General features: G+C 44.9%; 10 protein-coding genes and 1 pseudogene. 9 read left to right on the top strand and 2 right to left on the bottom strand.

Annotated features, from left to right (window positions below; translation table 11 throughout):
- Positions 1-3 precede the first annotated feature (3 nt).
- Positions 4-2,811 carry an excinuclease ABC subunit UvrA gene (gene uvrA, locus JX580_RS09435; protein ID WP_248850296.1) on the bottom strand — a complete coding sequence of 936 codons (2,808 nt, stop codon included), beginning with the start codon at positions 2,809-2,811 and terminating at the stop codon, positions 4-6.
- Positions 2,812-2,936: 125 nt separating this feature from the next.
- Positions 2,937-4,247, bottom strand: a complete 1,311-nt coding sequence (locus JX580_RS09430; RefSeq protein ID WP_248850295.1) for a HipA domain-containing protein — start codon at positions 4,245-4,247, stop codon at positions 2,937-2,939.
- Between the two features lie 374 nt (positions 4,248-4,621).
- Here JX580_RS09430 and JX580_RS09425 point away from each other — a divergent pair, with 374 nt between their 5' ends.
- The 9 genes and pseudogenes from JX580_RS09425 to JX580_RS09385 all read left to right on the top strand — a co-directional run bounded on the left by JX580_RS09425 (position 4,622) and on the right by JX580_RS09385 (position 15,378).
- Positions 4,622-8,521 (top strand): Eco57I restriction-modification methylase domain-containing protein, encoded by a 3,900-nt coding sequence (locus tag JX580_RS09425; protein ID WP_248850294.1) that lies wholly within the window; start codon positions 4,622-4,624, stop codon positions 8,519-8,521.
- Between the two features lie 30 nt (positions 8,522-8,551).
- Positions 8,552-9,184 (top strand): hypothetical protein, encoded by a 633-nt coding sequence (locus tag JX580_RS09420; protein WP_248850293.1) that lies wholly within the window; start codon positions 8,552-8,554, stop codon positions 9,182-9,184.
- A 343-nt stretch (positions 9,185-9,527) separates the two neighbouring features.
- A complete protein-coding gene (locus tag JX580_RS09415; RefSeq protein ID WP_248850292.1) occupies positions 9,528-10,445 on the top strand; it encodes a hypothetical protein in 918 nt (305 codons plus the stop codon).
- Between the two features lie 344 nt (positions 10,446-10,789).
- A complete protein-coding gene (locus JX580_RS09410; RefSeq protein ID WP_283103617.1) occupies positions 10,790-10,975 on the top strand; it encodes a restriction endonuclease in 186 nt (61 codons plus the stop codon).
- A 59-nt stretch (positions 10,976-11,034) separates the two neighbouring features.
- Complete coding sequence (locus JX580_RS09405) at positions 11,035-11,379, top strand: type II toxin-antitoxin system RelE/ParE family toxin (RefSeq protein ID WP_248850290.1); 345 nt, start codon at positions 11,035-11,037, stop codon at positions 11,377-11,379.
- 9 nt (positions 11,380-11,388) lie between these two features.
- Entirely contained in the window at positions 11,389-11,691 is a 303-nt protein-coding gene (locus tag JX580_RS09400; protein WP_283103583.1) for a helix-turn-helix domain-containing protein, read from the top strand.
- Between the two features lie 179 nt (positions 11,692-11,870).
- On the top strand, positions 11,871-12,146 hold the full coding sequence (locus tag JX580_RS09395; RefSeq protein WP_248850289.1) for a helix-turn-helix domain-containing protein: 276 nt from the start codon (positions 11,871-11,873) through the stop codon (positions 12,144-12,146).
- 111 nt (positions 12,147-12,257) lie between these two features.
- Positions 12,258-12,518: pseudogene (locus tag JX580_RS11995) on the top strand (winged helix-turn-helix domain-containing protein); the annotation flags it as partial.
- A gap of 508 nt (positions 12,519-13,026) precedes the next feature.
- Positions 13,027-15,378, top strand: coding sequence for an ATP-binding protein (locus tag JX580_RS09385; protein ID WP_248850287.1), 2,352 nt, complete (start codon positions 13,027-13,029; stop codon positions 15,376-15,378).
- Positions 15,379-15,392: the final 14 nt, after the last annotated feature.

Here is a 15,392-nt window from a genome sequence, read left to right as displayed (position 1 = left end):
TCCTCACTTCAACCAGGACTTCAAATAATAGCCGGTATGCGAGTCGGCATTGTTGGCGACATCTTCCGGTGTGCCGGTGGCAATAATTTGTCCGCCGCCTGCGCCACCTTCCGGTCCGAGATCGACCAGCCAATCCGCAGTTTTAATCACATCGAGATTGTGTTCGATAATCACAATGGTATTGCCGCGATCACGCAACTCATACACCACTTTCATCAGTTGTTCGATATCGTGGAAATGCAAGCCGGTGGTCGGTTCATCCAAAATATATAGCGTGTTGCCGGTGTCGCGTTTGGACAGTTCTTTGGCCAGCTTCACGCGCTGGGCTTCACCACCGGAAAGGGTGGTCGCGCTTTGACCGAGCTTGATATATCCGAGCCCAACATCCATCAGGGTTTGCAATTTGCGCGCCAAAGCCGGAATCGCGTCAAAAAACGCGCGCGCGTCTTCCACGGTCATCTCCAACATTTCGTGAATGGTTTTGCCCTTGTACTGAATTTGCAGGGTTTCGCGATTATAGCGCTGGCCGTGACAGACATCACATGGCACATAGACATCCGGCAGAAAGTGCATTTCAACTTTGATTACGCCATCACCTTGGCAGGCTTCACAGCGACCGCCTTTGACGTTAAAGCTAAATCGACCAGGTGTGTAGCCCCGTGCGCGCGATTCTGGGGTGGCGGCGAGTAACTCACGAATCGGCGTGAATAGGCCGGTGTAGGTGGCGGGGTTCGAGCGGGGCGTGCGACCAATCGGACTTTGATCGATATTCACCGCCTTGTCAAAATGCTGCAAGCCTTCTACCTTATCATAGGGGGCGGGCGTTGATAGCGCGCCATTCAAGTCGCGGGCGGCAATTTTGCTCAGGGTTTCGTTAATCAAAGTCGATTTGCCTGAACCTGACACACCGGTGATGCAAGTCAGTAGGCCTGCTGGAATTTCGAGGGTCACGTTTTTTAGGTTGTTACCTTTTGCGCCAATAATTTTTAACCAGTTTTGACCAGGTTTTACCCGCTCTTTCGGCACTTCAATTTTGCGCAACCCGCTTAGATATTGTCCGGTTAAGGATTGTGGGTTGGCTTTGACTTCATCCGGTGTGCCTTGTGCCATAATGCGCCCGCCGTGAATGCCGGCACCTGGGCCAATGTCTAACACAAAATCCGCCGCGCGAATGGCGTCTTCGTCATGCTCAACCACAATGACGGTGTTACCCAAGTCACGCAAATGGGTTAGGGTTTTCAGCAGGCGGTCATTGTCGCGCTGGTGCAAACCAATCGAGGGTTCGTCTAATACATACATTACCCCAACCAGGCCTGCTCCAATTTGGCTGGCGAGACGAATCCGTTGGGCTTCACCGCCGGAGAGGGTGTCGGCACTGCGATCAAGGGTTAAATAGTTCAAGCCGACATTCACCAAAAACGACAAGCGTTCACGGACTTCTTTTAAAATCGGTGCGGCAATTTTGCCTTTTGCGCCCGGCAGGCTGAGTTGGTCAAAAAATTCATACAGTTCACCAACGGATTGATGAGTCAGTTTCGGCAGCGTAATATCGGCAACAAATACATGGCGCGCTGCTTCATTTAGGCGCTCTCCACCGCAGGTTTTACAGGGTGAGGTCACGCGGTATTTGTCGAGTTCATCCCGTACGGTTTTGCTATCGGTTTCAAGATAGCGCCGTTCCATATTCGGCAGCACGCCTTCAAAGCGACGCACCTGCGCATAACGACCATGCGGCAGCGCGAGCTTGTCACGACCCGAACCAAACAACACCACCTTTTGAAATTTCTCATCCAACTCGCCCCAAGGTGTTTCCATGTCAAAACCATAATGGGTGGCGACCGCCAATAAAATATCGTAATAGTACTTGTGGCGGCGATCCCAGCCGCGAATCGCGCCCCCCGCCAAGCTAAGTTCAGGATGAGTAATCACCAGTGACGCATCAAAGCTTTCTTTAATCCCCAAGCCATCACAGCTTGGGCAGGCGCCATGCGGGTTGTTAAATGAGAATAAACGCGGTTCGAGTTCCGGCACGCTGTAACCGCAATGTGGGCATGAGAACTTATCAGAAAACAACAGCTCAAAATCATCGTCTTCGTCCATCGGCACCACACGCGCTAAGCCATCGGACAAGCGTAACGCGGTTTCAAAGGATTCGGCCAAGCGTTGTTTCAAGTCCTCTCGCACTTTAAAGCGGTCAATCACCACTTCGATATCGTGCTTTTTGTTTTTATCGAGCGCAATCGAGCCGTCTAAATCCATCAAGCGACCATTAATGCGCGCACGAATAAAGCCTTGGGCTTGCAGCTCATCTAGCAGATTGTTGTGCTCACCTTTGCGGCCACGCACCACTGGCGACACCAATAAACATTTGGTGCCTTCCGGCAGTTCCAAGGTGCGATCGACCATTTGGCTGACGGTTTGCGCTTCCAGGTCAACATCGTGGGTCGGGCAGCGCGGTGTGCCGGCGCGGGCGTACAATAAGCGTAGATAATCGTAGATTTCGGTGACGGTGCCGACGGTGGAACGTGGGTTGTGAGAGGTAGATTTTTGCTCAATCGAAATTGCCGGTGACAAGCCTTCAATATGGTCTAAATCAGGTTTTTCCATCACCGATAAAAACTGGCGTGCATAAGCCGACAGCGATTCGACATAACGGCGTTGGCCTTCGGCATAGATGGTATCAAACGCCAAGGATGATTTGCCTGATCCCGACAGGCCGGTAATCACAATCAGCTTGTCGCGCGGCAAAGTGACATCAATATTCTTTAAATTATGCGTCCGCGCCCCGCGAATAATAATCTTCTCAAGCATAGCAACCCGCCCAAATTAAGCAAAGCGAAGATTATAACATGATTCGTTTTTACACCGATTTAACAAGCAGGCCTGGTGAGCAGTCGCTTTATTTTTCCTTAAAGACAGAGGGGGCGTCTTTTGCCTCAATCGGGGATCTGCGGGATAACATTTTCGTTAATAAATTTTCTGAACGGCTCGGAAAGCAGAGGCTCTTTTGCGAGGTTGTTCCAAAAGCGCGTTGCACAGTGTTTTACCCCATTAAGCGCTAGTTTTTTAACTTTAACGGATTCTGGCCAGCTAAATTGTAACGGCGCAACTTCACCATTACTTTTGGGCGCGAACCCCATGGAGCACATGTCATAAATCGGTAAAAGTGAGAAGATGTCTCGATGGGTTGCAAAGCTGATATTGCCCAGATGCGTATCGGTATTATGGATGTAGCGCGCAAAGGCAGACAAAAACTCAACCTTGATGTAGTCCTGTTCTGTGAGTAAACCTTGCTGCAAAAGTTGATAGCAACTGTCCATCCAGCTTACGGCGGATCCGACGAATTCCGCATCAATCATTTCTAGTGATAGCATGGAGCGCCGACCATTTTTCCCCGAACGATCAAAGCGCTTGGATTCGAGGAACAGACGCTCGTCATCCTCGAAAATATGGGTTTCAGCCGCGTTCACAAAGCCGGTTTCATTAAGCACTTTGGCAGCATAATGCTCTGTAACAAGCACATCTTTCCAGCGGCGCGCGTTCGCGTCATTGCCTTTTGGTGAAAACTTAACAATGACATGCGCGTCAATGTCTGTGCAAAAGGTGGCGAATTTTTGATGTTCACCACCGGCAGAAGAGACCAGGACATCTTCATCCATAATATGATCGGCGAGCGTAATGTATTCCTTGCGTGAATGCGTTGTGAAAGGGCTATGCAATTGCAAGGCGGCATTATTGCCAAATTTTAAATTGCCAATGCTGTTGTCAGTATTAGCCAGTAAGTAACGGCCAATATGCTCGGTTTTCCAATCTTTTAGATGCGCGGGAAAACTTTCATCCACGCGAGATAGCTGCTCAGCAATTTTTATCCCCAGAAAACCTTTTGGTGCCATATCAAGTAAGAAAAATGGCAGATCATCAAACAAACCATTTTTGGCTTCACCCAAGAAGACTTTGGGCATGTTTTGATGTTCTTCAATAAAAAAGCCACCAGCGGCTAAGGGGCGAAGCTTTGCAATACAGGTTGGTTTGCCAAAGTTATCCATCTCCCAAATAAGAATGCTGTCGCCCACTCCAAATTTTGCTGTGGTCAGGGCATATTTTGGACTGCGTCCATTAGCAATTCTAACAATGCGATTCCCTAGCTTGTTGATTTGCAAGCCAACTTGGCGTTGGGTGAGGTTGCAGGCGGTTTGGATTTGTTTGCTGGTCGCAATCTGGGATTGCAAGTAATCTTCGACGTTCATAGGTTATGAAGTATGTAGTGAATGATGTCGTTTATTTAATCATTAAAGTTATTAAATTACAATGTGTTATTGTTTTTTATGTTTTATTTTATGTCGTGAAAACTGTTCTTAATATAAGGGCGACGATTTCATAAGTTTCCGGTTTTGAGCGTCATCTTGGTGAAAAACCAAAAAGCGAATTAAATTTATTAAACCTACATAGAACCACCAGGCCTGGTTGTGAACTCGGATTAATTTCACCCTGATAATCAGCCTTGTTATTTCCGCTAAATTCTGAATAATGACCTAAATAACCGTTAAGTAAACGAAACAACACAGTAATTTATATTTAATAAAAATCGACATTTTCGCTTCATCAAAAATCAAAAGCCCCTATGAAAATTAAAAACAATGACCTGCAAACCCAACAACACACCCTTTTCAGTCCCGCGTTTTTAATGTCCTATTGGGCGAAAGAGTACGACGCTTACTGCGCCAGCGGCGAAGACGACACGTTACGCGAAAAACTCAGCCATTGGGCGAATAAAGACTTTCAAAAAGAAACCGCCTCCGAAGGGCGTTTCGTGCAATTATTTTTTGTCGAACTTTGGGGGTATATCGGTTCGGGCGAACAAAACCGCGAGCAGGGCTTTACGCTCTATCCGCAGTTTCCCATCAATAACGCCGGACAACGCGGCGGCAAGGGTTACGCCGATCTAGCCCTCGGCTGGTTTGCCTTAAAAGATCACCCCGAAACGCCGCAAGTGTTATGCGAATTTAAAGACATTCGTTCCGGCCTCGATGAAAAACAAAACCGCAAAGACAACGACCGCTCACCGGTGCAACAATGCGCCGATTACCTGCATTTCGCCCGATTGCAATACGCACCTTACGGACACGAAAAAATTCAACCTACTTGGGGCATTGTCACCGATATGAACGAATTCCGTTTATATTGGAAAGCCAAAATGCCGGGGCAATACCAGCGGTTTATCCTCAAACCCAAAACCATGAAAGAACAATCGCTCAGCCTGCTGGCGGATAGCGAACAGGCACGCCAACAACGGTTTTTATTCAAAACCCTGTTTCAAGCCGACATGCTCCTAAATCCTGGCAACGAATCGGCCTTGCTCAAACTGCTCAATGCGCAGCAAATCCAAGAAAAAACCCTCGAAAAAACCTTCTATTTCGAATACCGTGCCTACCGCGAAGCCTTATTTAAAACGCTGGTTAAAACCAATGCCGACCACTACCCAGCGCAAAAACTGGTACGCCTCACCCAAAAACTGCTCGACCGCTTGCTGTTTATTATGTTTTGCGAAGACATGGGGGCGCATCTTGAATACCCGGTGAATCTGCTGCGCGATTTAATGGTCGAAGGCTCGCAGGACACAAGCTACAACCCGCAAGCCAATGACTTTTACGAAGAAAAAGTAGCGCGCCTGTTTAAAACTATGCGACTGGGCGGCACCTTATGGAATCACAGCATCAACAAATTCAACGGCGGATTATTCGCCGCCGATGACGATTTAGAAAACCTGTTTATCCCAAATCACATCTTTTTTACCCCGATGCAGGGCGCAACCGAACAGGCGATGAAAACCGAAAAACACACCTTGCTGTATTTTTCCGCCAACTACAATTTCGGCATCGAAGACGGCGGAGAACGCACCATCGGCCTCTACACCCTTGGGCGCATTTTCGAGCAATCCATTACCGATCTTGAAATCATGGAAGCCGAAGCCGCCAACGAAGAATCGCTGATGAAACTCAGCAAACGCAAAACCGACGGCGTGTACTACACCCCCGAATGGGTCACTGAATATGTGGTTGAGCAAACCCTAGGTTTACGCCTGCGCGAATTGCAAACCGAACTCGGTTTTGAAGCCTATGGCGATTTAACTGATTTAGAAATTGATGCCGCCCACACCAAAAGCGGTAAATTCGTCGCGCAAAAATCCCGCGCCAAAAGCTATTTCGAAGCCCTGGAACATTACGAAGCGCGGCTTAGCGAAATCAAAGTGCTCGATCCCGCTTGCGGCAGTGGCGCATTTTTAATCCAAGCGCTCAAACGCCTATTAAAAGAACACGAAGCCATCGGCAAAGAAAAAGCCCGCATCAGCTACGAATTTAAACAGGGCGGGCTGTTTGATGTGGGGCAGGTGTATCGCGATATTCTCTCCAAAAACCTCTACGGCGTGGACATCAACCCCGAATCGGTCGAAATCACCAAACTCGCGCTTTGGTTGCATACCGTCATGCCCGGCCAACCCTTATCCTCGCTGGATAACAATATCCTTTGCGGCAATAGTCTGGTCGATTGGGATATTCAAACCATCTTGCCCGACCTTAACGAACACCAACTCGCTAAAATCAACCCATTTAGCTACGCCGAAGCCTTTCAAGACGTATTCGCCAATGGCGGCTTTGACGTGATTATCGGCAACCCGCCGTATATCAAACTGCAAAACATGAAAAAGGTCGCACCGGAAGCCACCGAATATTGGGTTAAAGCCACTAAAACCGAAAGCCTGACCGACGAAAACGGTCAAGTTATTGAAAAGCACGTGCCGAAGTTTCGCAGCACTCAAACCGGCAATTACGATATTTATTTACCGTTTTTTGAACAATCGGTGCAACTGATTAATCCAAAAGGGCGCATGGGCTTTATCGCGCCGAGTGTGTGGGCGGTGAACGAATACGGCGCAGGGCTAAGAGCCTTTTTGCACCAAAGCCAACAAATGGATCGTTGGATTGATTTCAAAAGCTACCAAATCTTTGATGAAGCCATTACCTACACCGCACTGCAGTTTTTTACCGGTCAAGTGAATGACGGCATTAAACTGCATTTTGCCCCACAAGGTGCGGACGATTTAGCAGGCCTGCATTGGGACGACATCACGCCTTTACCTTACCATCAACTCGACCCTAACCAGGCCTGGCAGTTTATGCCGGAAGTTGAACGGGTTTTAATCAATAAATTATTTGAAACTTGTCCATCGTTGAAAAGCATGACTACATCAATTTCACAAGGTTTGGTAACTAGTGCAAACGATATTTACCATTTAACTCAAGATGATCAACGTTTTATTGTTCCAAAAAATGTATTCATAACCGAATCAGAAGTTGTTAGGCCTTTAATTTCAGGAAAAAACGTATCTAGGTATGCTTTGTTTAACCAGGATGTCTCGATAATCATTCCTTATGATCTTCAAAATGAAAAGGCGAGTTTATTATCAGAAGATGTTATGAGAAATAAATACCCTGTTGTATGGAAGTATCTAAAAACACAAGAACATAGGCTTCGTAATAGGGAATATCCAAAAATGGATAATGACTCCAAGTGGTGGGGGTATGTATATCCTAAAAACTTGACTAAACAAGGTGAGAAAAAACTTTTTGTTGCAGGTACAGCACCTGAATTAAGAGTGGCTTATGATGAAGCGGGGCTTTTCGCCGCTGATGATAAACGTGTTTATACAATTCATGCGGAAAATCAAAATGATTTAATCTATTTGCTGGGTATCTTAAATGCCCCTGTAGCCAGCTATATTTTCAAAAAAATTGCTAGGCCAAAGGCTGGTGGTTTTTTTGATATTGAATCGCAATATCTTGCACCTTTGCCGATTCCCAATGCCAACGACCAGCAAAAAGCCCAGATTGGCGAACTGGCGCAAACCTTACAAAATTTGCATTCGGAATACCGCGATAAACTCGCGCAATTCGACAAACGCCTCACTTCTACGCAAATGCTCGCCGAACCCAAAGACTTAGCCTGGCTTTGGGCGGATATTCAGCCCATCAACGACCTTAAAAAATCCGACCAAGCCAAAGCTACCGGCTTAAAAGGCAAAGAACTCACCGAATGGGCGAAACAACAGGCGCAAAAAGTGTTGGACAAAAATTTGCAACCCCTCGCCAGCCAACTCAACGCCAAAACCAAGTTAGTCGTGCAATATCAAGACGGTGAACTCAGTTTATTAGCGAATGGCATCGAAGTCATTACCCAGTACATCACCGATGAACAAGCCGCTTTGATTGTGCCGCAATGGAGACAAGTCATACGCACCACCAATATTACGCCTAGCGTCACCGCCGACAAACTCGTTGGACACCTTCTCAACCTAAAAACTACCCATAACGCCAGCCTAATCCAACAACTCAACACCCTCGACACCGCACTGGCAACCCTGCAAACTCAAATCCAAACCAAGGAAACCCAACTCAACCAACACACATACCAACTCTACAACCTAACCCAAAACGAAATCGCGTTGATTGAGGGCAATGTATAGCGTGGAATTAACCAGTAAGGAATAGCGAGGATGACAACACCAAACTTTAAATCTGAAACACGTTATTTCGCCGACGCGTTAGCCAACCTATTGCAATCGGTTGAGCAGGACTTGCGTACGTCGAGTGAACCACGCACGTTGATTGAGTTAAATGAAACCACCAGGCCTGCTCAATGGCTTGCTTTTTTTGATGATTGGCAACGCCATTTAGCACAACGGCTCGATCAGATACCGAGTGCGATGAATGAGATAGCGCAAGCCGATGCGTTTTGTAGTGCGTTGAACACCCAGTTTAGTCGTGGCATCGAGGTTAAAAGACAGTTGCAGCACGCGTTGATCAGTGATTCTCGTTACATTGATATTCAAAACCAACTGCTATCAAAAGTTAGTCATCAGTTGTCATCTAGCCTCAGTGACTTTGAGCGTTTAGTGCAAAGTATTAAGGGTGAACCTAAAGAATGGCAACAGCAATCGGATACATTCGAGTTGGACTTGAGTTTTACGGTTGTTGATACGGACGATATTCGGTGGTCCATTCCTCCGACGACAGGTGAAGCGATAGCGGACGCATTTAGCGTGAAGAATTTATTAACAGGTGCATTAAAGGGCGTGGCATTTGTGGTTTTTGCGATTGTGCTTCTTAGTACTTGCGCAGGGAGTTAATTTTCGGGCGGAGAACCTAACCTCTTGCTTAACGTATGTGAATAAAGCGGCTTACAGGCTAGGAGATAATGCGAAGCAAGATGTTCCATTAAAAATGTTTGAAGCAAGCTGGTTGCATAACTTAAGGTGCTTGTATGGAAGGTGTTTATATTTACCGAGAGAGTAGTCGCATCCCGAAGGCCTGAACGTCCGAATCGATTCTGTGTTATGAGCACAGCGGCCTAATGCTATGCGACTGGAATGTATATTATTCACAGTTAATATGTTATTTCAAGAGGATAATCTTTTTGAACAGGAGTTATCTTCCTGAATTTATCTTGGTTTAGTGGAGGTGATTAAAATAATGAATAATGGAATTCGACATAGTTATTTTGGCCAAGAATATATTTCTGAACTTTCAGGCTGTAGTTTTTATTTTCCGACTGAGGATTCACAAAATAAAATAATGGGTGTGTTTAAAGGAAAAGTATTTTGTATTTTTAGTTTGAAAGAAATAGAAGGTGGCGTTGAGGTATATATTAGTTTTCCAGACAATTATAAGTGTCATCACTACATGAAAGGCAAGTTGGTACATGAGTTTATATCTGACAATGCTCATTTAACCTACCATGGTAGTCCTAAACGAAAAAAAATGAGTGGCGAAATACATATAAAAAATAACGGAGAAAATCCATTAAAAGGTCGTGCTAACTTACTGGAGGCGCCAAGGGTATCAACAAGTAATATAGAATTACATCCATTGCCAATTTGCCGTATTGAGTTAACAGGGGAGCCTGGAATTGTTGATTCAAAAAAGGAAGTAAATAACTTTTTTAATATTGATCTTCCAAATTTATTTTTTAATACAATCGAAGTTAATTTGTCAAAAAGAGGCTATTTGGAAAGTATTGCGGGAGTGACTAATATCGAAAATTCTCCCTATAAATCCTTATTTGTTTACACTAGTTTACATACATATTTTACAGGTAATATTGAGCTCAAACCCGGTTATTATCCTCAAGCACTTGCATTGCAGACAGCTAAGTATGAGTTGATTTTAATAGTAGGAAGAGAGTTAAAAAACCCTAATTACAAGCAAAATACCTTGATTAGCTTTCATACAAAAGATTACTTCAAAGAGCTTGGTCAGAGAATGTTGGTTGAAAATGAGAAGGGCTATTTTATTGCTAAGGGTGTTACGCTGGAATCCACTTCTTGTTTGCGAATGCGTGATGTGCTTCACTCGTTTCCAAAGTCATGCTTGGATACTAGGGAAAGCTGATTTACGGCAGGCAGGATTAAAAGGGCTCTGCGCCCACTGACGGGCACCGCCGACGGTTAGTTAGCTTCACAGTGGTCAGTCACTCAGCTGGTCAACCCCGAAGCTTTATGATAACAAATTAAAACAAGATTGGTCAATTAGGGTTTTAAAAGGCGAGTGGTTACAGCACTGATTGCGTATAGGGGGCGAAAAGAGGATGGCTTTAAAATTGGCATTATCAGACCTTTGAAAGGGTAATGCAACCTCTCCTGACACGTCCGAAACTCACCGCACTATGAATGCGGCGGAAGATGTTGCATTGCAATAGTTTAAACCAAAGTAATTGCAAAACGTAAGATGCTTTTATTACCACGTCGGATTTTTTGCAGGGCGCGTTAGCCTCGGTGCGTGGACTCAATTTGTCGGTGGTGTTGTTGGATGGTCAAAAGTTGGCCGAGTTGATGATTGAGCATAATGTTGGCGTGAGCGTGAAAGAGATGTATCAAGTCAAAACCTTGGACAGCGATTATTTTGATGGATTTTTGGGGTGATGCAGAGAGTGTGAAATAGCTTATAAGCTATATAGTCTTTAGGTTATAATGGGGTTTGTATGTGGCAAGTAGTGACGGTTGATTATTTTGATGATTGGTTTTTATCGTTAAACGCAGCCGAACAGCAAGGTATTTTGACCGCTATTTTTAAACTGCAATCGATTGGACCGTTATTAGGTCGTCCTGATGTCGATACGCTTTCAGGCGTGCATAGAGTTAAAAATTTAAAGGAGCTGAGGGTTCAGCATAAAGGCAAGCCGTATCGCGTGTTGTTTGCTTTTGACCCTAAGCGTCAAGCGGTCATGTTGTGTGGTGGAGATAAAACCGGTGATAAACGTTTTTATGACAGGATGATTCCGATTGCCGAGCGTGAATTTATCGCACATCTTGAAAAACTGGATTAGGAGAAAACTATGGCAAAACCTTTAGCGGATTTATTGCTAAAAATCGATCCGGCGATTGTTGAAGCCGCGCAAAATCAAGCCGAAGAGGACGTGCTAGCTTGGCGTTTGGCTTATTTGCGTGAACAGTTGGCGCTTTCGCAAGTAGAAATGGCGGAGCGTTTGGGGATTTCACAGCCTTCAGTGGCTAACTTAGAAAAACGCGGCCACGAGGTGAAGTTGTCTTCGCTTAAACGTTATGTGGAGGCGCTAGGCGGCAAGTTGTCTTTAGATGTGCAACTTCCTGATGGGCGGCACATTGGTATTCATGTTTGAGGTAGGTATTTCAAGTTTTTAGGGGTCTTAAAAGCGAGAAGCCCCGATGAACCCACCGAGGCTGTAACGCCGACCGAGCACCCCTGATCCATCTATCAGTTATCTTAAAGTTATTTTATTTGTTGAGCAAGAAAAAAATAGAACGATACATTTTAAATAGATTGGCTCCTAGGATGAAAATGTCTAATGTGATTGAATCAAAGCCAGATCAAAAGCGCACAACTTTTCCGCATGAAGTGGTGGGGATGAATGTCATTGAAGGTATGAGTTTATTAAAAGCTTGGCGTCGTTATTTTGGTTTAAGCCAAGCTGAATTGGCACAAAAAGCGGGGGTTACGCAAGCCCAGGTCGCGAACTTTGAAAATGAAAAATCAATTCCGCGCGCCGATACCTTGCTTAAATTGTCGAACGCGTTGGGTGTCAGCGCGGATTTATTATTTGATATGGATGACTAAAATCGTGGTGAAACCTTTAGTGGATTGCTAGCTAGCTAAATTTTCAACTGAATATATTTTCATTTTCTTACGCGGGTCGGAAGGTGGTAGCAAAATTATTTTGAGGTATTTATGGCGATTCCTGATTTTCAAACGGTGATGTTGCCGGTTTTAAAGTGTTTAGCCGGTAAGGATGTTGTGGGTTCGGCGCAGATTGTGGAGCAGGTGAGCGATGAATTTGCTTTAACGCCGGAACAGCGTGCCGAATTATTACGATCCGGCAAGCAGACGATTATAAAAAATCGAATTGGTTGGGCGATTACTTATCTTAAAAAAGCAGGCCTGGTGAATTCACTGAAACGTGCGCATGTTCAGCTTACGGATTCGGGGCAGTCGGTGTTGGCGCAGAATTTAGAGTCTATCAATGTGCGTTTTTTAAAGCAGTTTGAAAGTTTTCGAGAATTCCATGCGGTTAAGCCGTCAACCGATAAAGACACTTTAGGCGACAATGCAAACGAAACCTTGTCGGCGACAAGCCTTCAATATGGTCTAAATCGGGTTTTTCCATTACCGATAAAAACTGGCGCGCATAGCCCACCGCCGAATAACCAAAACGGAGATTATAACACTGTTCGTTTTTGTGGTTAGCTAACGCAAGCTTGCCACCACCAGGCCTGGTAGTGGCAAGGGGGTTAGTCGCGTCCTAGCATGCGCTTGAGGGAGAGGTTTGAGTCTTTATATTATAAATCAACGTTTTGCTCGCGTTTTATACGCTTTGGATTTGATGGGTTGGTTTAAATGTAAAATTTTATCTATTTGTTGACTGGGGAAGTAAAAAAGCCTTGCACGCCATTTGATTAAGTAGAATAATGCAAATAATCCATTATTTGAATCCTGTGTTATGACCTCATTTCAACAACAGTCTGATAGCTCTGAGCCGGTTAGCAATAAGTTATCCGCTTCCAATCTTCATTTGATTGGTTTGTTTTTAGTCTTTATTGTTGGCTTTGGCTTGCAGGCGCTACTGAATTATAGTGTCAGTAAAACCATTGAACAGCTTGATCAGTACACCCAAAATACCCGATATCAAGGCTACTTGAGTGAGAATATTTTGCATGCAGTTCAGGCGATCGAAGCTGACTTTTATCGTCTGACCATTACCGAAAATAGCCAAACGCGTCAGGTCAGCTTGTCGCAAATTAAGCAGGCCGAAAAGGATATCATCAATTATGTTGAGGTATTGCAGCGCGGTGGTATCTTTAGTTTACGGCAACTGTCTTTGGATTCGAATAAATCTATGATGGAGCCTTATGTTTATCAACTGTCTGAAGGCGGTGGGGATTTTAAGGTTGAGGTTGAGATTCTGCAGTTGGTCAATCAGTTGGTGAGTCGTATTGAGCTGTTTGAATCTGTCTTGGTTCAGCGAGATCAGATGATGCTTACTTTCAGCCCTGAGTTAACTCGGGTGATGTTGGAGATTAGGGTTAATGTACGTGAGTTGATGCCTGATTTTGAGCGTTTAACTCAGTATGCTGATCAACTAAGACAGGGCTATGTTGAGCGTTTGCAGGCGGTTGAGCAGCAGGTATCGGCTGAAAAAAATAAGTACCGCAATTTACAATTGGGTTTGACGCTCTTGGTTTTGGCACTTGGCATTTTGATGATTGATTTTGTGGCCAGACAGTTACGCCGCACACATCGAAATCTTGAGGCGAGCGAAGCCTATGTGTCCGATGTGCTCGAGTCGCAGACTCATATTATTGTCGTCACCGCTGGCGTCAAAATTATTGACGCCAGCGGCGGCTTTTTTGCTTTTTTTAAACAGTACCCTGATTTATCTGCATTTTTGCAACAACATCAGTGCATTTGCGATGTCTTTATCAAAGAACCAGGCCTGGTTTATAAGTTCGAAGACAAAAATTGGGTGGAGTATATTCTTGAACACCCGGATCAAACCCACCGTGCCAAAATTCAGCGTGATCGAAAGGTATTTACTTTTCAGTTAACCGCCACCCGTTCTACCCGGTTCAAGCGCTTTATTGTGTCTTTGGCAGACATTACTGAAATCGAAGCCTTGAATCAGCGTTTGGAACAAGAGAAAGACCGTGCCTTGGCTTCAACGAAGTCGAAAAGTGAGTTTTTGGCGAATATGTCGCATGAGATTCGCACACCGTTAAACGCGATTTTAGGCTTTATTGAATTGCTTAAAGAAAAAGAAATTAATCCTGAGCGCTTGCGTTATCTCAGAACGGTTTACTATTCAGGGCAAACGCTGCTTGGGATTATTAACGATATTTTAGACTTCAGTAAAATTGAAAATAATAAGTTGGACCTTGATATTCATGCTTTTGACCCTCGTCAAGAATTGAGTTCGGTGGCCCATTTGTTTGCCGCGCGTTGTGAAGAAAAAAAGTTGTGCTTCAAGCTTGATATGGCGGATGATCTTCCCGGGAAAATTGAATCTGACCCATTAAGAATTAAGCAGGTGTTAAGCAATTTGCTTTCAAATGCGGTTAAGTTTACGCCAAGTGGTAAGACCGTTGATTTAAAAATTGACTATGACTCAGAATGTCAGCAGTTGGTTTGTGAGGTTAGGGATCAAGGCATCGGGATTGCAAAAGAAAATCAAACCAAAATTTTTGAAGCCTTCTCTCAGGCGGAAAGCTCAACCACACGCCAGTATGGCGGAACCGGTTTGGGTTTAAGTATTAGCACGCGTTTAATAGAGATGTTGGGCGGCGAACTGAATCTGGAAAGTCAGCTAGGCTTGGGGAGTTGTTTTACTTTTAAAATACCTGCCAAGCTTATTCAAGCCAAACCCAGTCAGCCTGCGTTGCTTGATAAAAAAGTCGAACTTGCAAGTCTTTCAGGTAAAGTGTTGTTGGTTGAGGATAATCCGACCAATCAGATGTTAATGAAGGTGGTGCTGAAAAAAATTGGTGTGGAATTTGATGTCGCTAATGATGGTGTTGAAGGGGTGGCGATGTATCAGGCGAATGCTTATGATGCGATTATCATGGATGAAAATATGCCGAATATGAGCGGCATTGCGGCCACAAAACGGATTCGACAGTTGGAAGCGGCGTCGCAAAAGGAGGCTATCCCGATTATTGCGCTGACTGCAAATGCGATTAAAGGCGACCGCGAGCGTTTTATGGCGGTTGGCATGGATGACTATCTGACTAAACCGGTCGATTTTAAATTATTGGGCCAAATCCTGTCTAAGTACCTGCCTCAGCAATCGAGTTCCTGATTTTAATTAAATCT

This window comes from Thiomicrospira microaerophila (assembly GCF_023278225.1).
In the GTDB taxonomy this organism is placed as follows: domain Bacteria; phylum Pseudomonadota; class Gammaproteobacteria; order Thiomicrospirales; family Thiomicrospiraceae; genus Thiomicrospira; species Thiomicrospira microaerophila_A.
Note: the sequence above shows the minus strand (reverse complement) of the source record. Positions and strands in the feature narration are given on the sequence as shown.

Excerpts from the sequence above, each read along its gene's own strand:
- JX580_RS09425 (WP_248850294.1), top strand. The coding sequence starts at position 4,622 with ATGAAAATTAAAAACAATGACCTGCAAACCCAACAACACACCCTTTTC.
- JX580_RS09385 (WP_248850287.1), top strand. The coding sequence starts at position 13,027 with ATGACCTCATTTCAACAACAGTCTGATAGCTCTGAGCCGGTTAGCAAT.
- JX580_RS09420 (WP_248850293.1), top strand. The coding sequence starts at position 8,552 with ATGACAACACCAAACTTTAAATCTGAAACACGTTATTTCGCCGACGCG.
- JX580_RS09430 (WP_248850295.1), bottom strand. The coding sequence starts at position 4,247 with ATGAACGTCGAAGATTACTTGCAATCCCAGATTGCGACCAGCAAACAA.
- uvrA (WP_248850296.1), bottom strand. The coding sequence starts at position 2,811 with ATGCTTGAGAAGATTATTATTCGCGGGGCGCGGACGCATAATTTAAAG.
- JX580_RS09415 (WP_248850292.1), top strand. The coding sequence starts at position 9,528 with ATGAATAATGGAATTCGACATAGTTATTTTGGCCAAGAATATATTTCT.
- JX580_RS09400 (WP_283103583.1), top strand. The coding sequence starts at position 11,389 with ATGGCAAAACCTTTAGCGGATTTATTGCTAAAAATCGATCCGGCGATT.
- JX580_RS09405 (WP_248850290.1), top strand. The coding sequence starts at position 11,035 with ATGTGGCAAGTAGTGACGGTTGATTATTTTGATGATTGGTTTTTATCG.
- JX580_RS09395 (WP_248850289.1), top strand. The coding sequence starts at position 11,871 with ATGTCTAATGTGATTGAATCAAAGCCAGATCAAAAGCGCACAACTTTT.